Below are 25,957 nucleotides of genomic sequence, written 5' to 3'. Positions count from 1 at the left end.
GAGATAAGTATTTGTTAGTGGGCAAACAAAATCATTTTACTTTCTCCCAGGCGCGTGATTCAGAAGATGCCAAGACTGCTTCACAAACCCGATCGACTTTGTATGCTTCAGCAAAAGAGGTAGAAGGCTGCTTTTTCTCAACAATTGCTTTCATAAAATCATAACTTTCAATTGTTTTTAGTTCTCCGTAACCAATATTCATTCCCGGTATATTCCAAGTCACATCACCGTAAGCATGTGCCGGTCCTGTATAAATGGTTTTAAATCCACGTCGATCTTCTAAATCTTCTGAAAAACAAACCTCCAGCTCATTTAACCTTTCATAATTGAACAAAATAGACCCTTTTGTTCCATGAACTTCTACGGTAATATAATTATTTCTTCCCCAGGCGTTGCGGGTTGCCTCAATACTTCCCACAGCTCCATTTTTAAAATTCATGAGAAAGGATGCTTCATCATCTACATCAACTGGCTCTTTTACTGCATCCGGATCTACTTTAATAGTACCAAGCAGGTCTGCTCCTCCTTCTTGTACAGGTCTCTCTTTTATAAATGTTTTGACGTTGGAAACTACTTCTTCAATATCCCCAGCAAAATACTGAGCAATATCGATAACATGTGTACCGATGTCTCCAAGCGCTCCCGCACCGGCATATTTTTTCTGGAACCTCCACGACAATGGAGAAGCCTCATCCGCACTCCAGCTCTGCAAATAGGTAGCACGAACGTTCAAAATATTGCCGATAGAGCCTTCTTCAATTAACTTTTTTGCATGAACAACAGCAGGTACTCGTCTATATTGGTAGGCACACATAGCAATCACACCGTCAACAGCTACCTCGTCTGCTACTTCCGCCATTGCTTTCGCCTCAGTTGAACTGTTAGATATTGGCTTTTCGCAAAGTACATGCTTTCCAGCCTTCAATGCCGCAATAGAAATTTTGGCATGAGAGTCATTTGGTGTGCAGATACTAACTGCATCAATCTCAGGATCATTGATAATTTCTTGCCAGTCTGTTGTGTATTGCTTGAATCCAAAACGTTCTTTTGCATCTTTAGCAGTCGCCTCATCCACATCACATATAGTTTTCAGTTCAGGCACTGCCGGTGCCGGCCAAAACAATTTAGGTACGTTAGAATAACCAACTACGTGCGCTTTCCCCATAAATCCTGCACCAATGAGTCCAATTTTCACCGTTTGCATGTCATCATCTCTCCTTTAATCTTTTCGTTGTTTTTTATCTAATAAAGTAGTGGCCAGAAAATCGTATGATAATCGGCACGCCTCCACAGGATCACCTGCATATCCATCTATTTCTACTAACCAATCTCCGGAGTAGTTCTCTTTCTGAAGAAAATTTATAATGCCACGAAGATCAATCTCACCTTTACCGAGCGGAACAAATCCCTCACCGTCCCAGTCTTTTAAATGAACATAAGGTATGCGATTTTTGTACACTTTAATAACTTCTAATGGATCCGCCCCGCCTGCTGCAAGATGAGCAAGATCGGGACAGAACGCAATAGAGGACAAAGAAAACAGCTCATCAATTTGTTCGGGAGTTTCAACCATTGATCCTAGGTGCGGGTGATAGCTCGCTATCATCCCTTCTTTAGCTGCTACAGCTTCTGCTTCGTCCAGTGCTTGCCCAAGAACTTTCATATCATTTTCATTTTGCGAAACACCTCTTACAGCACCTCCACCGAGTACTAGATGTTTTGCACCTGCCCTGGCAGCAAGCTTAGCTGTTTGCTGAATCCTCCATAGTTCATCTCTCCATGCATCTTTGTAAATAAAATTGGCACCTGTATACACTCCATAAAGAGAAAGTCCTAAATTTTGTAGATTATCTTTTAACCCTTCTGGATCATCTGCAAATTTATCCAAATTACCATCAAACATTTCTACTCCATTGAATCCAAATGACCGAATTTTTTGAAATACCTGCATATCATTGCAAATAGTTTCATAACGGACATCTTTTACGCTTGTTACTCCACCTCCAGACCCAACAAGAGAACCGAAAGCATTTGTCATATAACCGACATTCATTTTTTCACCTCTTTTACGTAAATATTTTTTAATTTCTTTTCGACAAGTTGAATTTATCACCATATGAAAGCGTTGTCAAATATATTTTTATAAATTTTAGTGAAAAATACATCAAAATCAAAATAAACTAGGTGATTTGTGTTTTAATCCTTTAAATAATTTTATATTTACGTAAAAATTAAAGATTACATGTATTTTGGCACTAAACTGATATGTATTGATAATATGCAAAACGTTTACTATATTTTATCTATTGTATTTCTCAAGATAATTTAAAAACCAGCTATTGCCACACTCGAAAAGATGAAAACCTAAATTCACCCATAAAACATATCGGCTAAATTAAAATTCATGATTATTATTTCTTTATGTAGAAGTTTCACACCCTATCTACTAAAGATTTTTAAAATCTAACATATTAAAAGCCTTAATATAGTTATGCAGTGCTACTATATACTTCTTATTTGATGCTTCATTACAAACGATTCATTTTTATTTTAGAAACAGTTTTATTTTTAAGGACGGTACACTTCTAAAAGTATGTATCGTTCAACCCCGAAAATTTCTTCTTAATGCATTATATTCAAGCACGGGATTCACTTATAAAACCGCGCTTATTATAGTGGAAGTTTGATATAATTTATTTACTATCGGCGACGTTAATAAATTGAAATTTGGTGAATCTCATGAAGGAAAAAAATAGATCAAGTAACGATAACACTGCTTTAAAGAAAACCTTATTGCTATATAAAGAAGAAGCAAATGAAGATCGTTTGCCCCAGCAGGCTTATATCATTATTCAAAAAGCAATTCTAAACCTGCAGCTTCAACCTAATGAAGCTTTTTTGGAACGGGAAATTATCGAGATGCTGGAGATGAGCCGCACGCCGGTCCGGGAAGCATTAATTCGATTGGAGATGGACCGCTGGATTAGATTAATACCACGCAAAGGATTTAGTGTAGAGCCAATCATAAAAGAAAATATTGAGCAGATTTGTCAAATTGCTGAAGCTCTAGATGGAGTGGCGGCTGAATTAGCCACTTTCAATATTAACGAAGAGCATCTTGAAATTCTGGATTCCCTTATTACGAATCAAGAAAAGTATTTGAATGAAAATAATTTAAAGGCTTATTTAGATGCAGATAATCAATTTCATAATTTAATCATTGAGTACTCCCACAATGAACGGCTGATAGATATAATGGACAGTCACTCTGATCAATTGTATCGGGCTAGACTGTTTACCATTAATGAGCGAAAGCTTCCTATTCGGTCCATTAAGGAACATCGGGCAATAGTAGCTGCCATGCGGGCCCAGGACAGCAAAGCCGCTCAACTTCTAATGCATTCCCACAGGCATCGTGGAGGACAGGAAATCTTGGGAATTATCGAAAGAAACCCAGCGAATAAGACGAAAAAATAACGTAAGACGTTTCTTAACAAGAAGCGTCTTTTTTTATATATAAAAGAATTAAAAAATTTATTATTTGGCATATAAGCTATTTTTAATTAATTTTAAGCTTTATATTGACATTAATGAATTTATTAATTATTCTTTAAACAGATAACAAACACCAAATGGGAGGCTTTAAGATGAAAATAATTGATATAAAAGAAAAAGCAGTACCTATTAAATCGAGTATAAGCAATGCTTATATTGATTTTTCGAAAATGAATGTTTCTGTCGTGGCAATCGTCACAGATGTATTTAAAGACGGCAAAAGAGTTGTAGGATATGGGTTCAATTCAAATGGCCGCTATGCTCCAAGCGGCATGCTTCATGAACGATTTATCCCACGTTTATTGGAAGCGGAAACAAATGATATTTTGGATGATGAGAAGCTGAATTTTGATCCTCATAAAATTTGGGATATATTAATGACCGGCGAAAAACCAGGCGGCCATGGAGAAAGGTCGGTTGCAGTAGGAACCCTTGATATGGCAGTTTGGGATGCCGTTGCAAAAATAGAAGAAAAGCCTCTTTATCAGCTGCTGGCCGAGCGTTATGGAAATGGAAAACCGGATAATAAAGTTTTTGTTTATGCAGCTGGAGGCTACTATCAGCCGGGAAAAGACGATAAAATGCTTCAAGAAGAAATGAAAGGCTATCTGGACTTAGGATATTCCGTTGTGAAAATGAAAATTGGAAACGGTTTAGAAGAAGACCTTAGAAGAATTGAAGCCGTACTGGAAGTAGTGCCCTCCGGCCAATCTCTAGCGGTAGACGTAAACGGGCGGTTTGATTTGAAAACAGCGATTCGTTATGCAGAAAAGTTAGAGCCATATAATTTATTTTGGTATGAAGAAGTAGGAGATCCGTTAGATTATGAGCTTCAGGCGGAGCTTTCTAAGCATTATAAAAACCCTATGGCCACTGGAGAAAATCTATTTTCTATGCAGGATGCTCGAAATCTCATTCGCTATGGGGGAATGAGACCGGATCGGGATTATCTGCAATTTGACTGTGCATTAAGTTATGGCCTTGTAGAGTATATGAGAATACTGGATATGTTAAAGGAACATGGATGGTCTCCACGCCGCTGCATTCCACATGGAGGACATCAAATGTCGCTGAATATTGCAGCAGGACTGGGGCTGGGAGGAAACGAATCTTATCCTGGAGTTTTTGAACCATTTGGAGGATTTGCCGATAACATTCCTGTTGAGAATGGATATGTTGGTTTGCCTGACGTTCCTGGAATAGGTTTTGAAACAAAAGCACCGTTAATTAAACTGCTTCGTTCGGTAGCCGAATAATACATTAAAAAGAAAAAGGACACTGAAACTTCTGTTCCTATACGATGACATCGATACTATGTTTTTATGATGGTATCCGTTTCATCGTTTTTTTAATTCCACTGCTTTCTTTTATAATGCTGGCTCGTGCTTTTCTTAATATATTGACAGCTAAATACATTAAGCAAGGGGGATCACCTATGGATAACAAGGTGGATTGTGATATTCGTCAGTCTTTAGATAAAGTTTCCTCCCGCATGCGTCGAGATTATAGTGAAAGTCTAAGAGAACTGAATCTTTATGTCGGTCAGGACAATCTGCTCTTTCGTTTATGGGCTGATGATGGCATTACACAAATGCAGTTGTGTGATCATTTAAAATGTGAGCCCCCTACCGTAACGAATATGGTCAAATCGTTGGAGCAGAATGGGTTCATTCAACGTAAACGGGATGAACATGATGCCAGAGTTATGCGGATCTATCTGACAGATAAAGGACGGGCCTTAGAAAAGCCGGTTGATATCAAATGGAAACAGCAGCAGGAAAAATTACTGCATTCGGTTTCTGAGGAAGAACGCTTAATCTTACTGGATTTAATAACTCGGATGGAGAAAAATTTGTTTTAAATTTTTCTAAGTTATTACTTAGCCTGCTAAATAAATTTTTATTTAAAAAGACCATCGAAACCGGTCTTTTCAGGGTTCTTACCGCCTTTTAGTTAGCAGACTAAATACATGCGGAGCTTCTTTAATCCTTTATAGGCAGTACTTGATAAGCCTACCAAGAAGAATAAATAAAATAGTAGTTAATCCTTAAAAATATATTTAGTATGCTAACAAATTTAGCGGGATTTAATCTATAGAGATACCTTAGTCACAATCTCATTTAAATAAATAAGAGCTGTCTAAATCAAAGGAGAATATAAACATGACAAAACAAATGCAGCTTGCATTACAAATGGTTTCCGGCTACGGTGCAGAATTCAGCGCCTGGAGAATGCCTGGCACTGATCCAGCCGCCTATACAAATACGGACAGCTACGTGGAGCGGGCAAAGATAGCAGAAAAAGGAAAATTCCAAATGATTTTCATTGCGGACACCCCTGCATTAACCGTTGACCTGGGGCCGCAGACGCCTATGTTTCCGATGGACCCGATGCTTGCTCTAATGGCTGTTGCCAGGGAAACCAAGCATATCGGACTTGTGGCCACCCACTCTACAACGTTCAATTACCCCTACAACATAGCCCGCCAGTTCAAAGCACTGGATATCATCAGTCACGGACGTGTCGGGTGGAATGCAGTCACCTCATCCACTCCAGCAGCGGCAGCGAACTTCGGTATGCAGGTTGCCAGCCGAAAAGAACGCTATGCCAAAGCTCATGAATCAATCCAAATTGTTCAGGCGCTGTGGGGGAGCTGGGAATCAGATGCTACGACGTTGGATGCAGAAGGCGGCCAATTTGCCGATATGGACAAAATTCAGCCGATCAACCTTCAAGGACAGTATTATGCCTCTCGCGGTCCATTACCAATTCCACCATCGGAGCAAGGACAGCCGGTGATTTTCCAGGCTGGTGGAGGAGCTGAAGGGCTGGAGCTAGCAGGAAAATACGCTTCGGGAGTCTACGCAAACCCTTATGACATCAAATCCGCGGTTGAACACCGGGAAGCCCTTCGGCAAAGTGCCGCACGCTTTGGCAGAAATCCGGATGACATCAAGATGTATGCCGGCTTTATGTTTTCGATTGGCGCGACGGAAGAAGAAGGCTTGGAACGGCGCAGACAGTTGATGAGTTTCAACCCCGAGGAGATTCCAAGTCGGGTCAGCTACCTTGGTTCCATGGTAGGCCTGCGGTTATCGGTGAACTCAATGGATATTGATCAGCCTTTACCCGCTGACTTACTGGATCGTGCATACGCTAATCCACAGGATCCCCGTTCTCCCAGGGCCTTACAGCTATTGAAAAAAGGACTTTCCATTCGGGACGTTTTAGCGCATGGGGTCATCAATTATCATCCGGTAGTTGCTGGAACTGCAGTGCAGGTGGCTGACTTCTTGGAAGAATGGTTTTTGGCCGGAGCGAGTGACGGATTCTCGGTTGTGCCGGATATCGCCTACGATGGAGTTGCCGATTTTGTGGAACAGGTGGTTCCTATTTTGCAGGAGCGTGGATTGTTCCACAAAGAGTACGAAGGAGAAACATTACGCGGGAATATGGGTGTTCCTTATCAATACGGAAGCGTTGAGACTAAGTAACTTGCAGCAAAGAGACTTTCAACGAATACCACCCTTCCATTACTTTAAGGTCAGATGTCTGTACGCTCATTTGTTCAAAATTCCGATCGCTGCAGAGTTGGTGCACGCATTAGTGCCAGGAGCCAGCAAAGGCGGTGAAATGAAAATTTATATTTTATTAAAGTAAAAGATTAACATTTAAATTATTTCTGTGGTGCTTACAATAAAAAAGGAGAGAAAATACATGAAAAATACTATTGATCTGCTTCAAAATCACGCCTCCATTCGTTCTTTTACCAATCAACCAATAACAGAGGAACAGCGGGAGGAAATATTTAAGGCAGCTAACCAAACGTCTTCATTCAGCCTTTTGCAGGCTGTTTCTATTATTCGGATTACCGATCCAGAGCTGCGCAGAAAAATCATGCAGCTTTCTGCGGACCAGCCCTATATTGAAGAAGCCGCAGAGTTCTGGATTTTTTGTGCAGACTTCAACCGGGATCATGAGATTGCTCCCAATGTAGATTTGGAATATATTGAATACCTTTTAATAGGCACCTTTGATGCGGGGCTCATGGCGCAGAGCGCCCTAACGGCAGCAGAAGCTATGGGACTGGGCGGCGTCTACATTGGCGGCGTTAGACTTCATATTGAAGAACTAACGGAAGTGCTGGATTTACCAAAGCATGTGGTTCCTTTAGTTGGGCTGTGCATCGGCCATCCCGGCGGAGAAAAACCGGGACTAAAACCGCGTCTGCCAAAATCAATGGTCATGTTTGAAAATCAGTACGAGCCAATGGATAAAGAAAAGTTAACTGCCTATAACGAAGAGATGCGCGACTACTATAGAAATCGTCCTAATACTGCCCCATTCTCAGTGAAGCAGGTAAAGGGATGGTCCGACCATATTGAGAATCATCTAGAAAGAAGCAGACTACCCTTCATGCTCGACTATTTAAACAAACAAGGATTTGCCAAAAAGTAGATAGTTATTTTTTATTTAACACTTACTGTTCAGCAGGTTAATTTTAAAAAAGGAGTGTTTTTGATATGAGCAAAAAAATTAGAGCAGGTATTATCGGTGGATCCGTCAATAACGGATGGGCTAAAGGAACGCATATTCCTGCCATAGAGCACTTGAATGAGGTGGAACTTACAGCAGTTGGCACGAGTAATATGGAGAGTGCAAAGAAAAGCGCGGAAGCCTTTCAGGCCGCTCATGCGTTTGATAAAGCGGAAGATTTAGCGCAGCATCCTGATGTAGATATGGTAGTTGTCAGCGTCAACGTTCAGGAACATTATCGTGCAGTGAAAGCGATTCTGCCCGCGGAGAAGCCTATTTATTGTGAATGGCCATTGGGATCGAATACTACAGAAGCACTTGAGATGCAGGACTGGGTGGAATCCCGGCAATTGAACAATGCGATTGGATTACAGGCCAGACAGGCTCCAGCCGTTAATTATGTGAAGGATTTGGTGGCAGACGGCTATGTTGGAAAAGTGTTGTCCGCTAATTTAAAGATCTCTATTGATGGCATGGGAGGCGTGGGTGATAAAGCCAGTGCCTACCTGTATGACCGCAAAACAGGAGGAAATTTGTTCACCATTGTGGGCGGCCATAACCTGGATGCATTCACCTATATGCTTGGAGAATTTAAGGAGCTTTCCGCTGTCACAGCCCAGCAGTTTCCCGAAGTAGAATTGGTGGATATCCAAAAAGTCATGGAAAAAACGACAGATGATCAAATATTAATTACAGGAAAATTAGATAATGACGCCGTAGCAAATGTCCATATACAAGGAGGAGTAAAACACCAAACCGGGCTTACTATTGAAATTTTTGGAGATAAGGGCACCATCGTACTTGATGCTCCGGCTACCATTCAGTTCGGCTCGCATCAGCTGCGGGGGGCAGGTCCTGATGATTCAGAACTTCAAGAATTACTCATTCCGGATCATTATTACCGGGTACCTGATTCGTTAAAAAATGACGCAGGCTTTGTGCTGAATGTCGCCCAGGCCCATCGTACGTTTGCGAAAGATATACATGAAGGAACCTCCCAGGCGCCTGGTTTTGCAGAAGCCGTAAAACTTCATCAGCTGCTTGATGCTGTAGAAAAAGCTGCCCAAACCGGAGAACGTCAGTATTTATAAAACTTCTTAGAATTTATGTACAGGTAATGCGATGCTTCCTGCATTGTGAAGGATAAAATCATCTTCAACGCAACTCGTATAAAATAAATTTGTTAATTTCTTTATTTAGTTTATTTAACTTATTATAAGTTCTTCAAAGAGAAGATGGGCTTTCACCGGCCTCTTCTCTTTTTTATACATCTAATATAAATTCGCTGTTTCAGGCGTTACTGAATTTTTATGTGCAGTTATTTAATCTGAGGATAGAATGTAACGGAAATTCTCTGCCGCCTGCTCAGGGACGGCTGTAAGTCGGTTCAAGTGATTATAAAAACTAAAAGGAAACTTGAATACATGGCCGAAATCCCAGTCAGAAGCAGTGAAATGCTGCTTCCAAAACACCGCTTCTATCGGAAGATATTCTGATCGTGCTGCTTTTATGAGTGGATATCGATCCACGGGAGAAATTAACTTTTTCGTTGAAGATCCACTCCCCTCTCTGCTGACGCGGAGCACCTTAACCAGCTTCAAAAATGAGGGAAGGCCTCTTTGAAAATAGTCATTATGACCAAGATCATACAGGATATTTAGTGCATGGGAAAAAGTCAGCATATGGCCGATTAAATCATGGTGGGCTTCTGCATGATAGATTTCTTTGAATTGAGCGAGCTCTTCCAAAACAAATGCAGACAACTGATAAGGATCGTTTATTTCCGCTATCTTGTCCTTTTCGTCGAGTGTTAATTTTTTTACGTCAGACGCTGAATACCCAATCCATGATCTCCCTGGAGTGGTCTTAGCAAACGAACGAACGAGCTCTGCAATCTGTGTAGAAACATAAAGTACCGAATATCCAGGAGCTTCTTTAAGCGCGAGTAAACTAAGCGCAGCATAAATAACATTATGCCCTACCCAATGCAATTCATCGATTGTTTCTTCTAAGGCCTTTAAAATAATATCTTCAGCATGGGAAAAATCTAACCTTTCCTCCTCATTGATGACCGTTTCCTGAGAGTGCTGCTTAATCATTAAATCGGTTTGGAATTCGATGAGGTTCACGGCTTCAGCAGATAATTGATTTTCTTTTATAAAGAAGTAACCGGCAATGGCAGCCGCACCAAAATGAGCCTCCCAAATGTTATTCGTACTCTCCCTCGATTGTGCCATAATGATCAGCCCCTCTTTCAAAAAGCTTTTATCCGGCATCTTTTTCTCCCCTTTGTTTTTATGATCTTCAGTATACCGTGATGAGATGCACGGATAAATAAAAAGAAAGGACGGTGCACTATCGCATCGCCCTTTCTTCATTACTTTTCGTTTTTTATTTAATGAAAGATATTTTTATCTTTTTGTTGATAATGTTATAGTAACATTCGGTTGTAGTCTTCGAAGATAAAAACTTCCTATCCATTTTTTGATTGGAGCTGATTGTTTTTTATATGTCGAAATGGAGCATTTTTCAAACGGTTTTGCTCATCATGCTGGCCGGCTATTTTTATTTACTGGAAACATCTTCAACAAAAATCAACGATGCGTCATCGGCCGGCAGCTTTACAGCCATCAACTCTGTATATTCGCTGCTGTTGTTTATCGGTGTAGTGATTGTTTGTTTTTATTTACTACTTTTTTTTCAACAAAAGAAAAACAGTAAATTTCTTCACTCCCCTATTTGGAAAAAAATGCCTTTGCTGGCGATACTCTCCGGTGTTGTCTCATTGTTTTTATTTATCCTTATAGATATATCCATAGACCTTTATTCGCTGGTTCAAAACTATCGTATTTACTTATACGTCTTTATTTCCTATTTTTTGTTTCTCGTATACATTTTTATTTTTTCATTGCTTTCCAATTTTATAATGAACGATCAGCCAAAAGAAAAGACACTGCATTTCTCTCCATGGGCTGCATTAGGTATATTCATTGCAGTTTTTATGGTTTTTTAAAACATATTTTCCTTTTATTTTACATTTTAATTACCTGCCTGATAAATTCTCTTATAGGATAAAGAGACAGCTGATAAAATGGTGTTTAAACGAGTGGTTGTTAGATATACTGTAGACTCAAAATACTTTTAGAAGTGAGGATTCACGATGATTGCAAAGACGGAAGAAGATTTTAAGGGATTAAAAGAAATTGGTGAAATCTGCGGAAGAATTCGGGATACATTGGTGGAATCCACAAAACCTGGAATAACCACAAAAGAGCTTGATAACATGGCAGGAAAAATGTTCAAAGAAGCCGGTGCGATTTCTGCACCTAAAGGAGAATATAATTTCCCGGGCTATACATGCATCAGCATGAACGAAGAAGTGGCGCACGGGATTCCGGGAAAGCGTACCGTTCAGGAAGGGGACCTGGTCAATATTGATGTCTCCGGTTCAAAAAACGGTTATTTCGCTGACACCGGCATTTCTTTTGTAGTCGGTAAAGGAGAGCTGATTTTACAGGAAATATGTGACGTTGCGAAAGAAGCATTCGAAGCCGGCCTTCAAAAAGCAAAACCAGGCTCCAAGAAAAGCGGACTCGGGAAAGCCGCACACAATGAAGCAAAAAAGCACGGCTTAACCGTCATTAAAAATCTTACCGGCCACGGGGTCGGCCGCTCGATCCATGAAGCACCGGAAAATATTTTCAGCTACTATTCCCGTCTGAACGACGAAATTTTAAAGGACGGCATGGTTATTGCCTTTGAACCATTTATCTCTACGTATGAAGAAGAAGTGTTTCAATCCAATGATGGCTGGACCTTCCTCACTGATGAGAGCTTTGTCGCTCAATATGAACATACGATTATTCTTACAAAAGACGGTCCGATTGTTACGACATTGTAAAAGGCTGTATACGATAAAAGCTTCCGCCCTTAATAAAAAGGCGGAAGCTTTTTCTGCTTTATACGTTTAAAAGCGCCGCAGTTCTATACTTCTACGGCATTCCCTTTTACGCGGGTTCCCGTGATCCTATTTTCATGTATGAACGTCTCCGGCTGAATGATACTTGCCTTTCCCATAGCCATCCCCTGCATAACCGTAAAAGAATTCCAGCCTTCCTGCAGTGGGGAAAAGTATTCATGTTTCGTTAAATAGGCGCTCAGCGCTGAAGCGGCTGTTCCTGTTGCCGGGTCTTCTGGATAGCCGGCTCTTTTCGGAAACTGGCGGGCCTGGACGATTCTGCTGCTCTGCTCTTCCACTGCAAAAGGATAAAAGCCGGTCGTATTGAATTCATCACATACCTGCCAAAGGTATTCAAAATCCGGTTCGAGACGATGAAGCACGTCTGCGCTTTTCAGCGGTACCACTAACTTAGACCGGGAGGTGGAAACCGATTGAACGGGCCACTCATCTATTTCTTCTGATGTAATATTCAAAGCTTTGCCTACTGTCTCTTTTGAAGGAATATCATCTATGAATTGAGGCGGGAACTGCTCGACGCTGATATCTAATGCAGACCCATTTCTTTTCCATTCGACGTTTACCGGACCAAGCGCTGTCTCTACTTTTATTGGTGAAGTCGTCATTATATTTCTGTTAACGAGAACCGTTACGCCTCCTATTGTGGCATGAATACACATCTCCATTTCATGGGCAGGAACAAAATAACGAAGCTTTATATCACAATCCGAATGATCGGGAGTTAAAACAAAAGCAGACTCATGTCCAAAATCTTTCGTCATCTGCTGCATCGTTTCTGCGGTTAAATCATCCGCCTGCAGAACCACTGGACAAGGGTTGCCTCCGCCCTTTTCCAAAGCGAATACGATGGTGTGTACCACTTGATGATTCACTCTCTCACGTCCCTTCTGAATGGTGTATTTTCCTCGCATATAGATAACTTTCTACCGCCGGTATTACTATAATTAAAGGAAGCAGACTAAATATCAACTCGTTTGCTTCCTCGAGCGGAGGAAGAAATAAAGCGGTAATCCCAGCTGCAAATAAAGGAACAGACCAGATGATCATTCGTCTGCCGCCGTATTTATTAATCCGAAACCACTTTTCCTCGGACTCATAGGATTGGGGAAAGCGCACTCCATACAAACTGATCATTTTCACTTTTTCCTTAAATAAGGGAATAGCCAGGGCAGTAAACAGGCAGGCTGATCCCATATTAATCAGGGCGTAGAATACATTTTCCATATTACACCTTCCTTTTTTGCATCTATCCGCTCTTACAATCGGAAAATATCGATTCAAGCCTTTTGCCACTCCATTACACACTCTACTTCCTTTGTGTTTTCATCTACCTTCTCTTCTTTTATCATAAAACCATTTTTCAAATAGAATTGAACCGCCTGGTGATTTTTCTTATAAGCTTTTAATTGTATATGTTTATATCGTGCTTTAATAAAGTCTAATAGTTCTCTTCCATGCCCTTTTCCCTGATGCGTTAAATCAATAAACAATGCAGCCAGATAGCTGTCCACCATCGAAACAAAGCCTACAATCTCTGCGTCTTTGCATATCACATAGCTTTCGGCCATAGGAAGGTATGTGTTCTTCATTTCCTCCCGCTGCGATGTCCAATAGGCTTTATCAATAAAATGATGAGCCGCTGCCGATCCTTCGTACCATATTTCCACCATTGTATCGATGTCTGTCTCTTTATTTGGTCTTATTCTCATCATACTATCCTTTCTATGTAAAAACAGATTTCTGTCGCAAATGAATGACTCTGAAAACATAGCAAAACAGTCGAGCACAAACGCTTTTGGCGTCATGCTCGATTTGTTTATTTAATCGATGCATTCATCTGCTGCTCCAGGCGTTTAAAGTATGCATACCAGCCGATCCAGTTTATTACATACGTTCCTATAAAAATGGCCAGTCCGATTAACAATGCCTGCGGCTCTAATGGGACCCAGCCTGTCAAAAAGGTGAAGACCGGAAACAGTACAAGAAGAGATACACTAAAATGCACGATAGTCTGTTTCAGCGCGCTCCAGGAATCAATGTAGAATAAAAGAGACACGACGCTGAAAAAAGCTCCGGTAATCATGCTTCCAAGTAGATGCATCCTCACATCTGCAACAGAAACTTCTATAGATTGCTGCACTACGATAGTTAAAGCGATAAACGTCACAAGCGCTCCTATTCCCAGACCGCCGAAAAGTCTAACAATTATATTATGAACCATGCAGCTCACCTCCATTAACAAGCTGTTCTTTGAGGATATGGACATACTTTCTCGTCACATATTCTTTTGTACCGGACTTAAAATGCACACATAGGTTGCCGTTAAAAGATAATTCAAAGCGCTCTATCTGGTTCATATTTCCAATTACTGACTTAGAAAATCGGATAAATCCATAAGGAGCAAGAAGATCTTCCAGCTCGTAAAGCTTAAGCTTCATTTCCAGTGGTTTTTCATGAACCATGGCAAATACTTTTCTCTTTTCTGCATAAACAAAATCAATCTCTTTTGGCTCCAGCAGAATAGAATGATCTTCCTCCACCGCGACTATCCGTTTGCTGTGTTTCGCCTGAGTCCCTGTCAGCTTTTCCGGATTCTTCTCATGATTTTCAAGCAGCTGCATCACAGCGCTGACCTCCTTTGACCATTCTTTTGCCTGTATCATAATTACAGGGTCTTCCTCATAGTGAGGATCAATATCGATTTTGATTTTCATGGCCTCTCCTTTCTTTTTTTCTATTATGCTGCTTTTTACAAATGCTGAGATGCTTTCCTGGATCACATGCATCATTCATGACACAAAATGTAAGCTGCGGGACATGAGAGGTAGTGATCTTATTTATTATGTATAGTTATTTCATTTCCCAATCAAAAAAATAAACACCTCCTTACATCGTATAGTAAACCAACGATGGTTTGGAGGTGTTTTTTTCAGCCGCTGCTTTTATCTTTAAAAATCATACATAAAGCGTACACCGCCAGCCACAATTCTGCCGGTTCTTCATTATCTATTACCTCAATTTCATGTTTTTCTCCACGAAGGTTCGTTTTCTGCGATTTTTTCAAATCAAAAAGAGACCGTTCTCCGCGAAGGAGTTCTTTTTGGTCGTCTTTAAAAATACTGGTAGTGAGCTCTCCAAATGAATTGTTCACATTATAATGATGCTGCTCCGTTTCAACGTAAAAGGGCAGGAATTGAGAGATGCCTTTTTTTGATGTTAATCGATGATTGGAAAACCTGCCGAAGTATTTACCATTTATATAAATGGAATAACGGTATTTAAAGCTGAACAGTTTATTACATCTGATTTTTACGTCGTATTGTTCTGAACGCAGATGGATACCGTATACAGGCAGCGGCACAATAATTGCAAACCATTTTTCAAACGTATTATTAAAGTGCAGAGAGTATAAAATATCCGGCCTGCCGTGTATTTGAATTCTCTGCCGATCGGCTCTGTATAAAGGTGCCTGATAAAAAAATTCACCTTCTCCTAAAGAAAGAACGTCATTACCTTCTTTGATTATTTCTTCATGCCTCTTTACTGTCCGTTCTCTTATATAAAAAGAAAAGACAATAGAAAAAATCATCAGGATAACACCTGCATATAAAATCCACACTGGAAAATCATCCGCAAGAAGCGAAGAGTATCCCAGTGAATTTCTAACTGCTTCGGTTACTAGTATTATTAAAAAAACGAATGCCATCATAAACGGTCTCAGTAATGTACCCATACGACCTCCTTATTATTTTCCGATGATCACGTCTCCTCTCGGCTCTTTCTTAAATGGTATGTATACATTACGGGTACAATGCTGCATACAAATATTACACCGCCGATAATAATCCCGCTCATCACTGTAGAGCCCTCGGTGAATGGTATAAGTATGCCTGCTGTAATTGAAATAATAGTTACCACTGTTAATCCAATGTACAAACTTCGTTTCGGGGATTTTTTATTATTTTCATGATCAACGCTTACTCTCATCGATAAGTAAGCGAGGCTAATACTTGTTACCATAAATACTAGCCATAGGGGATTTTCTCTCATGCCTTCCATTCCGTCTACTATGAATTCATAGCCGAGTATGGCAAGCACTCCTATTGTTTGAATAATAAATGCCATACGAATATTTTTTAAATTTTGTAAAACCAGGCGTTCATCGGTTATTTTTTTCATTCTATTTTATTCTCCTTTCCTGTCCAAAAAATATCGTTAAGGGTTTGGTTTAAGGCGTAGCAAATATCAAGACACAGTTTTAATGAAGGATTATACGTACCTTTTTCAATTAAAATAATGGTTTGCCGGGTGACCCCCACCTTTTCTGCCAAATGCTGCTGCGTCATATTTGCCTGCACACGAAAATATTTTACCTTATTTTCCAATTTATGGACCTCCACTCTTAAAAATTGTAACATATACATTACATAGAAAAAAATAACAGACCGCTGCCGGATATCATCCAACAGCGGTCTATTTAGTATTTCTTATTTCACCGAATTTCTTAATTCATTTCTGGATTTATTCATCCATGTTTCTTCCGGGTATTCTGCCAGGATGGCATCAGCAAACCCGGCTATGTCGTTTCCAACGACTTCGTTTACGCTCAGTCCATCGTCTGCACTGTTCTCAAACATCTCAAGAATGTTTTTTAGAATCACAAACATCCCCGCGCCCTTAGCATAATGCCACATATATTTCTCCACTGCCTTCATTGCGCTCCTATAATCTTCCGGCAGTTCGTTCACTCTTTTTTGGTACGCACGATAGTCTCGTTTATCCTGTCTCATTTTTTTAAACGTTTGTACTAACATCTTGTTTTCCCTCCTTTATTTCCGTCATTTTTTCTTCAAGAAAGGCCCATCGCTGCCAGAATTCATTCAGCTTTTCTACGCCCTGTTCGTTCAGCTTGTAAAACTTCCGGGCCGGGCCAAGCTCGGATTTTTTCTTTTCGATTTCTACTAATTCTTTTTTTTCCAGCCGGACAAGAATCGTATAGACCGTTCCTTCGACAATATCTTCAAAGCCCAGTTCATTCAGGTACCGGGTAATTTCATACCCATACGTTTCGCCTCCTTGAATTTTCTGCAGTACAATACCTTCCAGGACGCCCTTGAACATTTCCGTTAAGTCTTTCATGATTCCTCCTTTAAACTATAATTTCGCTACTACTACGTATCACTTAGTACAACTATATAATAATACTAAGTAGTGGGTGAGTCAAGACATTTGTTTATCTATATTTCTAAAAGGATTCTCTCGTCACCCGGAGAATAGTAGGTTAAGAACCGGCAGGCCGAAACGCTGTCCAGGCAGCGCATAAAATGACAGGACAGCCCGCCGCTTTATACTTTAAGATGAATTCAAGGGGGTGGAGGTATGGCGTTAGTGGAATCGCTGCAGCAGGCAATCGATTATATGGAAAATCATTTACTCGAGCATATAACCATTGAAGCCATTTCCAGACAGGCCAATGTATCTCCTTTTCATTTTCAGCGTTTGTTTATGATTTTGACGGATACATCCGTCGGTGAATACCTCAGACACCGCCGCCTTACCCTGGCAGCACAGGAGCTGTACAACTCCAATACTAAAATTATTGATCTTTCCTATAAATATGGCTACGACACTCCTGAAGCTTTTTCAAAAGCTTTCCGAAAACAGCACGGTGTCAGCCCAAGTGAAGCAAGAAAAGGAACGGGAAAGCTGAATGCCTATAACCGCCTGACCATTCAGGTGAATTTGAAAGGAGCGGAACCGATGAACTATCAGATTGTGGAAAAAGAAGCGTTTCACGTCGTGGGGATTAAAAAGGAATGTCCGTGCGGAGAGCAGGCGACCGGTATTGCTGAATTCTGGGAACAGGTTAATTCGGATGGGACGACCGGAAAACTCGTTGAATTAATGAACAGCGAAACGAAAGGACTGCTGGGGCTGACGGATAACTATAACGAGGAAAAGAACACTATCGACTACTGGATTGCCGTGGAGCATATCGGTGAACGACCGGGCGGTTTAGACCAGCTGGACCTTCCTAAAGCCAAATGGGCGGTATTTGAAGTCCACGGCCCTGTCCCAACCGCTATGCCGGAAGTGTGGAAACAAATATACAGCGAGTGGATCCCGTCGAATGGATATGAAATTGCGGATGTCCCCGCCATCGAAGCCTATACCGATCCTGAGCCGTACCGGGCCGAATCGTCCAATCAAATATGGCTGGCAGTAAAATAGCGTAATCTCAAACCGAAAAGACGTGAAAAAGAACACGCGCCAACGTGTTCTTTTTTTGGTAGTATTAATAAATCTATTAAAAAAAGCTTTCCTATGTAACATCAATATCAATTCTCTATGACTTTGTTCCATAAGCTGCCAGTAAAAGAAGAACTACGATAATGCTTACAGATACCAGAGGTGTTCCTATACTGAACCCTAACGCCAGACTGCCGGCAGTGAGGGTTAAAAGCAGTAAAGACCCCAAGGTCAGCTTACGTCCTTTCTCCAAATGGATCACTCCTCAAAAATGCTGCTGTTATTTTTTTCTATTCTGTAAGACATATTGAAAAAATGAACGACCGGCTATACAAAGATAACTGTAGTTAATAACAGTACAGGCTGTCATTCCAAACAGAACGTATCCCCATACGTCTTTAAAAAACACTGCAGGATTCGTGAGCATTAAATACAAGCCGTATCCTCCAAGTAAAAAAGTCGCCACGGAAACAATGCGGGTAAATGTTAACTCATCCAGCTCTCCATGCCCATCTCGCGATTTAAATACCATCCCTGCCTCCTTTTGTATTCACTAAGTTAAGCAGTGAAGCTCTATGTCACATAAAGAATGAAAAACCAGATATACGGACTCAGCAGTAAAAGCAGACTCATATAAATAAGTTTCTTTCTTTGCAGCGCTAAAGCTACAGTAATATTAAATCCTGCGCTGATAAATGTAATAAAAATCGTATAAATGATACCGTATTCCATTATAAACGAGAACAGAAAAGATGTTATTCCTATGAGAAAAACGAGCCAATACACTACATAGCCAAATCGTTCTGACATGTTAGTCACCTCTTTATCCGCATTTCCACTAACCTATGTAATTATCCCATAAATTGGAATTACTAAAAACCATGGATCCTTCTTTCCCTAATCAGGAGTATTTAGAAGCGTACACAAAAACCGAGCACAAACGCTTTCAGCGCCGTACCCAATCATTTCGTTACATTATCTTTTAACAATCATCGGAAAACTATGCCTTAACTCCCCTCCAAAACACTTCCCAGACCAGCTCGGCGCGCTTCTTCATCTGTACATAATCATATAAGCTCATTTCGTTGGCCAATCCGTCAATTAAGGCAAAAAACGCATGGTATAGGTGCGCGCTGGAAAGGTTCCTGTCGATTTCACCTAGTTCTTTTCCATTATTCCACACGTTTTCAAGTATAGAGAAGAGCGAATCATCCGCCTGTTTGTATCTGGTTAGGATAGCCTGCTGCAGCTCTGCCGGCGGGTAATTAACAAACCGATAATAAAAACGGGTGCTGACCTCGTTCTCCTCATTTATAGAGTGAACAAAGAAAAGATCTTCCAGCTGTGCTTTTACCGGCTGTGCCCGCTTCTCCGATATTCGGTACTGTACGAATCGCAGATAGTCTTCTATTTCATTTTCGAATACATCAAGAAATAACGCTTCCTTATTCTGATAATGAGCATATAAAGATGGCTTTTTAATACCTACCAGCTGAGCAATTTCAGCCATTGTCGTTTCTTTATATCCGTTTGAGGCGAAACACTGCGTGCCCGCCTCGATAATTTTTTCCTTCGTACGCATACATTCTTCCCCCCTTGCTTGTGGTTTTATCTATTTATGGCACGATCTGCTGGAAGGCTTTTGCTTTCACTAATATGGAGACTGCTATAATCATGCCCGTTGCTCCAAATCCCAATAAAATAAATTGTACTGGAATTCCGGCTGTAGTCAAAATGCTGACGATAGCATAGGCGATGGGATCAAAGCCATTCATAGCCAGAAAGACAAGACTCATTACCCTGCCGGTCATGCGGTTTTCAGTCATTTCCTGAGCCGCCGTGAAAAAAGGAATAAATACAAAAGCCATGGAAAATCCGATAAAGAACAAAATAATAGTCAGCATTGTTAAACTCTGCACAACACCGAAGATAAGGTAAAATCCTAAAGCCGCTATAAGACCGTATAAAATAGCTCTACCTTTTTTCGCAATCATATAGTTTCCCAGAATAACCGTTCCTGTCACCATCCCTACTCCAAGGCTGACCTCCATATAGCTTAAATTCAAGGGACTTCCGCCATAGGCATCCACCAGCAGCGGGACAGCTATGTGAAGGGTGCCGAATACAAAGAAATTCAGCGTGACCAGAATAATAAGGCCCAGCATCAGAAAAGAAGAGCCGTATACGTAGGCAAATCCTTCTTTGAAATTTTGAAACGGACTCTGTTTTACCGTATTTTCAACCTCGCCCTCCTTGATAAAAGGAGGAAAAATAATCAGCGCAGACAGAGCTACCAGAATGGAGGCGCTAAAATAACTCGCCGTTACCGAAGAGGTTTCCATAATCACTCCCGCTATAATCGGCCCGGCGATAAAGGAAATCTGATCGACACCCTGAAAATAGGCATTAGCCTGCTGGAGCTGATGTCGTTCTACAATTTTCGGCAGCATCGATGTACTGGCCGGTCCAAAAAAAGCATCCAGCATACCAAATAGGCCTGCCAGTATCAGCAGCAGAACAATCGTCATCGTATCGTTCCATATTAACCACGTGATACCAAGCAGAAGAAGAGCCTGTATGAGATTTGTGCTGAACATGATCGTCGTTTTTTTATAATTATCTGCAACCACGCCTCCATACGTCATCATAATCAGCCGGGGCACACTGATAACAATAAGAACCAGCCCAAGCATAGAAGCAGAATCGAGTTCGGTGATGACATACCAGGTAGTCGTCGTTAAAAACATACTAAATCCAGTAACTGCCATAATACTGGCAGTAAACAATAAAATAAATGTGATGTTCCGTGTAACAGGAACGTTTTTACCAGCCATTTTTAATGCTCCTCTTTTATTATATAAGATCAAAACCTAACGTTAGGTAGGTAAAAACGATAGTAACTTATTAGAGGAAAATCTGCAAGGAAAATCAGACAAACCGCTGGATTAATTATTCTTCCTCTGCCGATTCGTCTTTTTGATATTCCAGAAGATCACCGGGCTGGCAGTCCAGGGCTTCACAGATGGCCTCCAGCGTGGTTAGTCGGATCGCTTTTGCTTTTCCATTTTTTAAAATGGAAAGGTTGGCCATGGTAATTCCCACTCTGTTGGAGAGTTCCGTTACGCTCATTTTTCTTTTTGCCAGCATGATATCGATATTGATGATAATAGCCATATTTTTCACCTCAGACGACTAAGTCATTTTCTGATTTTATTTCAACAGCTTTTTGTAAAAGCTTCTGCAGAACGGCAGCGAATACGGTAATCACTAAAGAAGCAAACACCATAACCATTCCAATTACAATAATACCCGGTGCATCATCTCTTTCTCCCAGCAGGTAAAATAGCGGCATTCCGGCTATATAAAGTAAACTAATACTCAATGCACAGTATTTTATTTTCTTCAACGCGCGGACAGACAGCTCTGAAAAAGCATGATTTTTATCAATATAGCTTAACAATTTAAAAGCCTGGTAGAGTGCAAAATAAAAAGGAACAGCTGTAGCATATAAGTCCAGATACACTAAATAACTGATAGACGTCATTTCCGGATACAAAAAGGCTGCAAACCCAGCTATTTCCGGCACCAGGAAGATACATAAAGCAAGCACAGGAATACCCATTAAAATAAGAGCTGCTTTTAAAAACAATGTAGAACCCTTTTTCATCAAAAACACCTCGCTTTTATTATTTGCCTTCATTTTACCAGATATTTTATTGATTTACGATAAATTTTTATTCCTAAGTAATAAAAACACTATAGATAATACTCTTTCTTTTCAATTCTTTTTCTGAGTATAAATAGCGTATTTTTATTTATGTAATCTTCTATTGAAAGAAAAAACTCCAACAGCTGGGAACACCCTCGGCCGTTGGAGTATATTTTTTTCAAATAAATTTATTATTAAAAGTAGTCTAAGCTGCCTGCGGTCCTTCGTGTTTTTTCGGTGTTCTTCCTAATTTCTTCTTAATCTGTGGAACAAATCGATCCAGACCGATCCGGCCGGCATTCCCTTTTCCGATGAGAAGAAGTACAGCCAGCACGAGCATAATAGGATTCACGGACACGGTGCCGGCGAGCAGGAAGGCCATGTTCATCATGCCGCCAAAGAAAGCAAAAGTTGTAGTAAATAAGCCAATCAGCAGTCCGGCTCCAACCAGCACTTCCCCCCACATAACGAGAAATCCCATTACCCCGGCATTGGGCACGGCAACATATTCCAGAAAAGCTGTGTACCAGGGATAAGCCATTGCTTCTCCCCCGCCCTGCATCACCGGTTCTGCTACGGCCTGCTGGAGAAAACCTCCGGGATTAAAGCCTTCGGTTATTTTTCCAAGGCCGGAAGTAAGCCACGTCCAGCCTAAATACAAGCGTGCTGCCAAAAAAAGTACCGCTGCGGTTTTTGTTTTTTTCAAAAAGTGGATCATTGTTAAAAACCTCCCTTTTGTGAATTTTTTCACATATTTGTTATCTTTAGTATACATCGTTTTGTTATCTTGTGAATGTTTTCACATGAAAAGACAAAAAATATTCACAAATTTTCATTGTCATTTTTCTACTAAACTAGTGGAATGAAGATAAAAATCGAAATGCTATGTATAGGCGATCAAAAGCCCCTCATTAGGAAAATGATTGGGGCTTTTCGTGGCGATCGACAAAATGAATCGTGATTAGATCCATTAGGGCAAATCGAATATAGAGACGATACTGCTCAGAAGTAAGGCACTCCTTATGCGTATCGAAAAAAATTTTATCCGTGTACGTGAGATGAATCATCTTTCACCTCCTGGGTGTTAATACCTCCATCATAACACATAGATAAATGATCGGATAAGTTGGCATTAGTATAAATAACGAGACCTTTGGCATGGGCTCATGTTCTCGGTATATACAAAAATATAGAACCAACTATTATTAAATATGGTATCCCTTTTTTAAACCAGCAGAATAACAATATATGCCGTGATCGGGATGAGACACTAACTTCACGAAAAATTTTCCGGCGGGTGAATGAAGATCGGTTTCTATGTATCAGCCCGTTTCATTCTTTTTTATTCGCTGAAATGAACGAAAATGACTGCGAATAGCGAAGCATGAAGTCAACTGTATCGTGTAATCTCCTCCTTTATAACCTTTTTTGCCGGCACAGCTCAACGAATATCACGAAATTTTTCCGTCAATCTATTAGTTAAATTAGGTTACAGTGTTAAAATAGTTAAATTGAGTAAATATTTAGGAGATGATACTGTGCAGGAAAATTGGATAAAACATAAAGAAGTAACGCTGCATTACATTGATAGTAATCCCGGCCAGAAGAACAGCACTCCTCTTTTAATCAGTCCCGGCTTATCTGAATCTGCTGAAAATTATACATCCTTGATGTCCTCCCTTCTGCCGGCAAGGTGTATCACTTTCTCACACCGCGGCAGGGGAAAAAGCAGCGCCCCGAAAAAGGGATATACGTTAGAACATCATATTGCCGATATAGAAGCTGTTGTAGACTATTTCCAATTAAAAAATTTCTACCTGATGGGTTATTCTAGAGGCGTTTCCTACGCCTTAGGCTATGCTGTTAAACACAGTGCTTCTTTAAAAGGTTTAATTCTTGCCGAATATCCGCCGAAACATAAAAAGATGCCTTACGGATGGGCAGATCAGTATTTAAAAACACATTGGGGAAATGACTTAGGGGCAGATATAATGGAAGCATACGTGGTAAAAGCAATCGAACAGGAGTCAGAGTATGTTAATTTTCATCCTCACCTTCATTTGATCAAATGTCCCATTTTAATTATGAGAGGTGTCCTCAACGAGTCCCTGCTTTCCAAAGAACAGACAGAAAGATATGAAGATGCATGGAAAGAATGCTGGATAGAAGTTTTTGAGAAATCCGGCCATACCTTAAAAGAATCAGAAGAAGAAAAATTTGCAGAGACTTTAAAGCTATTCTTAAGCAAAAATCGTTAGTTTGATGAATTTATCTTCATGATTTACTATCAGAAATCAATATTCGCTGCGATCATTGCTATTATTTAAATAGAACAACCATTAACCCACTTTCAATGTAAATAAAAGGATTTTCTTTTTCTCTGTCGAAATGTTTCATATAACGCATACTTATATGTTTTGATTTTATTAGAAATCGATATACAAATATAATAAATAGAAAAGAAGGGAGCTAAATGAAACTAAATGATGGCGAGAGACAAAAAGCAGAAGTTTGTTTGAAATCATTGGATCATTTAACCAGCTCGAATATTTCCTCCATGTTAAAACAACCAGATATTAATATCTGGATTTATTTGAGCACTGTTCAGCAGGAAAATACGAGAGAGAATATTGCTTATTTACGGGACAAGGGATTTATTCTAGTTACATGGGTGCAGTCCATGGAATGGGGCGGCACATATTTAAATATTGCTTCAACCAGTAAACTGAATGAACTTTATCAATAATCTGTAACTGCTTCGGAGAAAGTTTTCCTTAAGCTGACTATAAATAGGCTGTACCGCCGAAAGCTGTTAAAAAAAATCACTTGCACAATACTCTTTTGTTTAGAGACTGGGATTAACTAAGAGTCAAAAAATCATCCCTTTTTTTGCATTTTGTGGAATATTTGGTTGACAAAGTTCTAATATCCCCTATAATTCGTTATATAATATATACAAACAAATTATATATTTTATAAAGAACAATGCAAGACGGAGTGTGATGTGATGAATGAACGTAACAAATGATACATTTATTAATCTAATATATATTCCTATCAGTCAAACCAGCGATACAAAAGAATTATTTGCAGATACGCTGCTGGCTCTCAAACGTTCTGTTTACGCGGATACCGATATAGAAAACTGGAACGGCTTTCAGCTTGGAGAAGAGTTTCAACTAGGTCCCTATGAAGTGAAGGTAGTCGCCATTGTCCCCACTCATTTTTCCTCCATGGCAGAATACGACAGCTCCTCTGCAGCTTCTCATGTATCGTACTATTTGATGCCACCAGCCGGCGTTCAATAGAAAGTATGCTTTCCATTTCAAACTAAAACCCCTACATTCCACTACTTCTTCCATCCTTCAATTTCCTATTTCATCGCATTTATGTAGAGAAAAGAGGAATTTCCGTGGCAAATGAATTTCACTTTGCTGTGTTTGAATCGCTATCAATGGAACTGGATCCAGCATTTCATACCATAGATAATATATTTAAAGCAGCTCAATGGAATGAAGAGATCACTATTTTACTACCCTTCTATATGTATTGTTTTCATCCAACAGTGTGGCAGGTTTATTCTAAATGTTCGGATTATTATTTTGTTCACCATTTGAATTCCGCTATGACTGCGGCCCTTGAGCTTTTTTCTATGGAAACAGACCAGGAAATGAAAGAATTCTTTATCAAGGCTTCCGCTGACCAGGCGGCAGCAGATCCAGGCAATTTATCTGTGTCGCTGCGGGCTGCTGCTCTTTGGTATAAACATCAATCCCTTCAAAAAAGGGCTGCATTTCTAACATCTAACCGCCCGATTAATGAAAACGTATATTATCAGGTAATTAATAAAATGATTAAACAAAACAATAAAAACCTAGTGTAGCTGTTTGTGTAATGACCACCTGACCTTTTATGCATAAGGAATTTTT

35 protein-coding genes are annotated in these 25,957 nt (G+C 40.1%); 13 read left to right on the top strand and 22 right to left on the bottom strand.

Going from position 1 to position 25,957, the window contains the following annotated elements; genetic code table 11:
• Nucleotides 1-31 precede the first annotated feature (31 nt).
• Together ATL39_RS00870 and ATL39_RS00865 are read right to left on the bottom strand one after the other, a co-directional pair.
• On the bottom strand, nucleotides 32-1,204 hold the full coding sequence (locus ATL39_RS00870; RefSeq protein WP_120191395.1) for a Gfo/Idh/MocA family protein: 1,173 nt from the start codon (nucleotides 1,202-1,204) through the stop codon (nucleotides 32-34).
• A 15-nt stretch (nucleotides 1,205-1,219) separates the two neighbouring features.
• Nucleotides 1,220-2,053: a sugar phosphate isomerase/epimerase family protein gene (locus ATL39_RS00865; protein WP_120191394.1), complete on the bottom strand. Its 834-nt coding sequence runs from the start codon at nucleotides 2,051-2,053 to the stop codon at nucleotides 1,220-1,222.
• Between the two features lie 686 nt (nucleotides 2,054-2,739).
• Between ATL39_RS00865 and ATL39_RS00860 the strand changes: the two genes are divergently transcribed.
• The 6 genes from ATL39_RS00860 (at nucleotide 2,740) to ATL39_RS00835 (ending at nucleotide 9,182) form a co-directional block, all read left to right on the top strand.
• Complete coding sequence (locus ATL39_RS00860; RefSeq protein WP_120191393.1) at nucleotides 2,740-3,477, top strand: GntR family transcriptional regulator; 738 nt, start codon at nucleotides 2,740-2,742, stop codon at nucleotides 3,475-3,477.
• Between the two features lie 170 nt (nucleotides 3,478-3,647).
• Nucleotides 3,648-4,811, top strand: coding sequence for a mandelate racemase/muconate lactonizing enzyme family protein (locus ATL39_RS00855; RefSeq protein ID WP_120191392.1), 1,164 nt, complete (start codon nucleotides 3,648-3,650; stop codon nucleotides 4,809-4,811).
• 179 nt (nucleotides 4,812-4,990) lie between these two features.
• Complete coding sequence (locus tag ATL39_RS00850; RefSeq protein ID WP_120191391.1) at nucleotides 4,991-5,416, top strand: MarR family winged helix-turn-helix transcriptional regulator; 426 nt, start codon at nucleotides 4,991-4,993, stop codon at nucleotides 5,414-5,416.
• Between the two features lie 301 nt (nucleotides 5,417-5,717).
• Nucleotides 5,718-7,049 carry an NtaA/DmoA family FMN-dependent monooxygenase gene (locus ATL39_RS00845; RefSeq protein WP_120191390.1) on the top strand — a complete coding sequence of 444 codons (1,332 nt, stop codon included), beginning with the start codon at nucleotides 5,718-5,720 and terminating at the stop codon, nucleotides 7,047-7,049.
• Nucleotides 7,050-7,272: 223 nt separating this feature from the next.
• On the top strand, nucleotides 7,273-8,013 hold the full coding sequence (gene nfsA, locus ATL39_RS00840; RefSeq protein WP_120191389.1) for an oxygen-insensitive NADPH nitroreductase: 741 nt from the start codon (nucleotides 7,273-7,275) through the stop codon (nucleotides 8,011-8,013).
• Between the two features lie 65 nt (nucleotides 8,014-8,078).
• Complete coding sequence (locus tag ATL39_RS00835) at nucleotides 8,079-9,182, top strand: Gfo/Idh/MocA family protein (protein WP_120191388.1); 1,104 nt, start codon at nucleotides 8,079-8,081, stop codon at nucleotides 9,180-9,182.
• Between the two features lie 231 nt (nucleotides 9,183-9,413).
• On the opposite strand, the gene ATL39_RS00830 is transcribed toward ATL39_RS00835, so the two are convergent.
• A complete protein-coding gene (locus ATL39_RS00830; RefSeq protein WP_120191387.1) occupies nucleotides 9,414-10,367 on the bottom strand; it encodes a hypothetical protein in 954 nt (317 codons plus the stop codon).
• A gap of 233 nt (nucleotides 10,368-10,600) precedes the next feature.
• On the opposite strand from ATL39_RS00830, the gene ATL39_RS00825 reads away from it, so the two are divergent.
• A complete protein-coding gene (locus ATL39_RS00825) occupies nucleotides 10,601-11,104 on the top strand; it encodes a hypothetical protein (RefSeq protein ID WP_120191386.1) in 504 nt (167 codons plus the stop codon).
• A gap of 147 nt (nucleotides 11,105-11,251) precedes the next feature.
• Nucleotides 11,252-11,992 carry a type I methionyl aminopeptidase gene (map, locus tag ATL39_RS00820; RefSeq protein WP_120191385.1) on the top strand — a complete coding sequence of 247 codons (741 nt, stop codon included), beginning with the start codon at nucleotides 11,252-11,254 and terminating at the stop codon, nucleotides 11,990-11,992.
• Nucleotides 11,993-12,075: 83 nt separating this feature from the next.
• Here map and ATL39_RS00815 read toward each other — a convergent pair whose 3' ends face one another.
• The 10 genes from ATL39_RS00815 to ATL39_RS00770 all read right to left on the bottom strand — a co-directional run bounded on the left by ATL39_RS00815 (nucleotide 12,076) and on the right by ATL39_RS00770 (nucleotide 17,209).
• A complete protein-coding gene (locus ATL39_RS00815) occupies nucleotides 12,076-12,942 on the bottom strand; it encodes a PhzF family phenazine biosynthesis protein (protein ID WP_170146796.1) in 867 nt (288 codons plus the stop codon).
• A gap of 4 nt (nucleotides 12,943-12,946) precedes the next feature.
• Nucleotides 12,947-13,294, bottom strand: a complete 348-nt coding sequence (locus tag ATL39_RS00810; protein ID WP_120191383.1) for an SdpI family protein — start codon at nucleotides 13,292-13,294, stop codon at nucleotides 12,947-12,949.
• A gap of 53 nt (nucleotides 13,295-13,347) precedes the next feature.
• Nucleotides 13,348-13,782: an N-acetyltransferase gene (locus ATL39_RS00805; protein WP_342768738.1), complete on the bottom strand. Its 435-nt coding sequence runs from the start codon at nucleotides 13,780-13,782 to the stop codon at nucleotides 13,348-13,350.
• 104 nt (nucleotides 13,783-13,886) lie between these two features.
• Nucleotides 13,887-14,291, bottom strand: a complete 405-nt coding sequence (locus tag ATL39_RS00800; RefSeq protein ID WP_170146795.1) for a DUF3021 domain-containing protein — start codon at nucleotides 14,289-14,291, stop codon at nucleotides 13,887-13,889.
• Complete coding sequence (locus ATL39_RS00795; protein ID WP_120191988.1) at nucleotides 14,281-14,784, bottom strand: LytTR family DNA-binding domain-containing protein; 504 nt, start codon at nucleotides 14,782-14,784, stop codon at nucleotides 14,281-14,283. Before ATL39_RS00795 ends, ATL39_RS00800 begins: the two co-directional genes overlap by 11 nt.
• 215 nt (nucleotides 14,785-14,999) lie before the next feature.
• Nucleotides 15,000-15,803, bottom strand: a complete 804-nt coding sequence (locus ATL39_RS00790) for a hypothetical protein (RefSeq protein WP_120191380.1) — start codon at nucleotides 15,801-15,803, stop codon at nucleotides 15,000-15,002.
• Between the two features lie 26 nt (nucleotides 15,804-15,829).
• Nucleotides 15,830-16,249, bottom strand: a complete 420-nt coding sequence (locus tag ATL39_RS00785; RefSeq protein ID WP_120191379.1) for a hypothetical protein — start codon at nucleotides 16,247-16,249, stop codon at nucleotides 15,830-15,832.
• Nucleotides 16,246-16,455 carry a helix-turn-helix transcriptional regulator gene (locus ATL39_RS00780; RefSeq protein WP_120191378.1) on the bottom strand — a complete coding sequence of 70 codons (210 nt, stop codon included), beginning with the start codon at nucleotides 16,453-16,455 and terminating at the stop codon, nucleotides 16,246-16,248. The genes ATL39_RS00785 and ATL39_RS00780 overlap by 4 nt, the downstream gene beginning before the upstream one ends.
• A 102-nt stretch (nucleotides 16,456-16,557) precedes the next feature.
• On the bottom strand, nucleotides 16,558-16,884 hold the full coding sequence (locus ATL39_RS00775) for a DUF1048 domain-containing protein (protein ID WP_120191377.1): 327 nt from the start codon (nucleotides 16,882-16,884) through the stop codon (nucleotides 16,558-16,560).
• Nucleotides 16,865-17,209 (bottom strand): PadR family transcriptional regulator, encoded by a 345-nt coding sequence (locus ATL39_RS00770; protein WP_120191376.1) that lies wholly within the window; start codon nucleotides 17,207-17,209, stop codon nucleotides 16,865-16,867. The genes ATL39_RS00775 and ATL39_RS00770 overlap by 20 nt, the downstream gene beginning before the upstream one ends.
• Before the next feature lie 240 nt (nucleotides 17,210-17,449).
• Between ATL39_RS00770 and ATL39_RS00765 the strand changes: the two genes are divergently transcribed.
• Nucleotides 17,450-18,301, top strand: coding sequence for an AraC family transcriptional regulator (locus tag ATL39_RS00765; RefSeq protein WP_120191375.1), 852 nt, complete (start codon nucleotides 17,450-17,452; stop codon nucleotides 18,299-18,301).
• 115 nt (nucleotides 18,302-18,416) lie between these two features.
• On the opposite strand, the gene ATL39_RS17290 is transcribed toward ATL39_RS00765, so the two are convergent.
• From ATL39_RS17290 to ATL39_RS17285, 9 genes are all read right to left on the bottom strand, one after another.
• Complete coding sequence (locus ATL39_RS17290) at nucleotides 18,417-18,572, bottom strand: hypothetical protein (protein ID WP_170146794.1); 156 nt, start codon at nucleotides 18,570-18,572, stop codon at nucleotides 18,417-18,419.
• A 27-nt stretch (nucleotides 18,573-18,599) separates the two neighbouring features.
• Nucleotides 18,600-18,851, bottom strand: coding sequence for a hypothetical protein (locus tag ATL39_RS00760; RefSeq protein ID WP_120191374.1), 252 nt, complete (start codon nucleotides 18,849-18,851; stop codon nucleotides 18,600-18,602).
• 41 nt (nucleotides 18,852-18,892) lie between these two features.
• Nucleotides 18,893-19,129, bottom strand: a complete 237-nt coding sequence (locus ATL39_RS00755) for a hypothetical protein (RefSeq protein ID WP_120191373.1) — start codon at nucleotides 19,127-19,129, stop codon at nucleotides 18,893-18,895.
• A 190-nt stretch (nucleotides 19,130-19,319) separates the two neighbouring features.
• Nucleotides 19,320-19,901: a TetR/AcrR family transcriptional regulator gene (locus ATL39_RS00750; protein WP_120191372.1), complete on the bottom strand. Its 582-nt coding sequence runs from the start codon at nucleotides 19,899-19,901 to the stop codon at nucleotides 19,320-19,322.
• A gap of 34 nt (nucleotides 19,902-19,935) precedes the next feature.
• Complete coding sequence (locus tag ATL39_RS00745) at nucleotides 19,936-21,153, bottom strand: MFS transporter (protein WP_120191371.1); 1,218 nt, start codon at nucleotides 21,151-21,153, stop codon at nucleotides 19,936-19,938.
• 115 nt (nucleotides 21,154-21,268) lie between these two features.
• Nucleotides 21,269-21,493 carry a helix-turn-helix domain-containing protein gene (locus ATL39_RS00740; protein WP_120191370.1) on the bottom strand — a complete coding sequence of 75 codons (225 nt, stop codon included), beginning with the start codon at nucleotides 21,491-21,493 and terminating at the stop codon, nucleotides 21,269-21,271.
• A 10-nt stretch (nucleotides 21,494-21,503) separates the two neighbouring features.
• Nucleotides 21,504-21,986 carry a DUF2975 domain-containing protein gene (locus tag ATL39_RS00735; RefSeq protein ID WP_120191369.1) on the bottom strand — a complete coding sequence of 161 codons (483 nt, stop codon included), beginning with the start codon at nucleotides 21,984-21,986 and terminating at the stop codon, nucleotides 21,504-21,506.
• Between the two features lie 247 nt (nucleotides 21,987-22,233).
• A complete protein-coding gene (locus tag ATL39_RS00730; protein WP_120191368.1) occupies nucleotides 22,234-22,746 on the bottom strand; it encodes a DoxX family protein in 513 nt (170 codons plus the stop codon).
• A gap of 193 nt (nucleotides 22,747-22,939) precedes the next feature.
• The gene (locus ATL39_RS17285; protein WP_170146793.1) at nucleotides 22,940-23,095 is read right to left on the bottom strand and encodes a hypothetical protein; all 156 of its coding nucleotides are present in this window, start codon (nucleotides 23,093-23,095) and stop codon (nucleotides 22,940-22,942) included.
• A 471-nt stretch (nucleotides 23,096-23,566) separates the two neighbouring features.
• Here ATL39_RS17285 and ATL39_RS00725 point away from each other — a divergent pair, with 471 nt between their 5' ends.
• The 4 genes from ATL39_RS00725 (at nucleotide 23,567) to ATL39_RS00710 (ending at nucleotide 25,911) form a co-directional block, all read left to right on the top strand.
• Nucleotides 23,567-24,286: an alpha/beta fold hydrolase gene (locus tag ATL39_RS00725; RefSeq protein ID WP_170146792.1), complete on the top strand. Its 720-nt coding sequence runs from the start codon at nucleotides 23,567-23,569 to the stop codon at nucleotides 24,284-24,286.
• Between the two features lie 215 nt (nucleotides 24,287-24,501).
• On the top strand, nucleotides 24,502-24,774 hold the full coding sequence (locus tag ATL39_RS00720; protein ID WP_120191366.1) for a hypothetical protein: 273 nt from the start codon (nucleotides 24,502-24,504) through the stop codon (nucleotides 24,772-24,774).
• A gap of 265 nt (nucleotides 24,775-25,039) precedes the next feature.
• On the top strand, nucleotides 25,040-25,336 hold the full coding sequence (locus tag ATL39_RS00715) for a hypothetical protein (protein ID WP_120191365.1): 297 nt from the start codon (nucleotides 25,040-25,042) through the stop codon (nucleotides 25,334-25,336).
• 104 nt (nucleotides 25,337-25,440) lie between these two features.
• Nucleotides 25,441-25,911 (top strand): hypothetical protein, encoded by a 471-nt coding sequence (locus ATL39_RS00710; protein WP_120191364.1) that lies wholly within the window; start codon nucleotides 25,441-25,443, stop codon nucleotides 25,909-25,911.
• Nucleotides 25,912-25,957: the final 46 nt, after the last annotated feature.

Source organism: Sinobaca qinghaiensis (assembly GCF_003610495.1).
GTDB lineage: Bacteria > Bacillota > Bacilli > Bacillales > Marinococcaceae > Sinobaca > Sinobaca qinghaiensis.
Note: the sequence above shows the minus strand (reverse complement) of the source record. Positions and strands in the feature narration are given on the sequence as shown.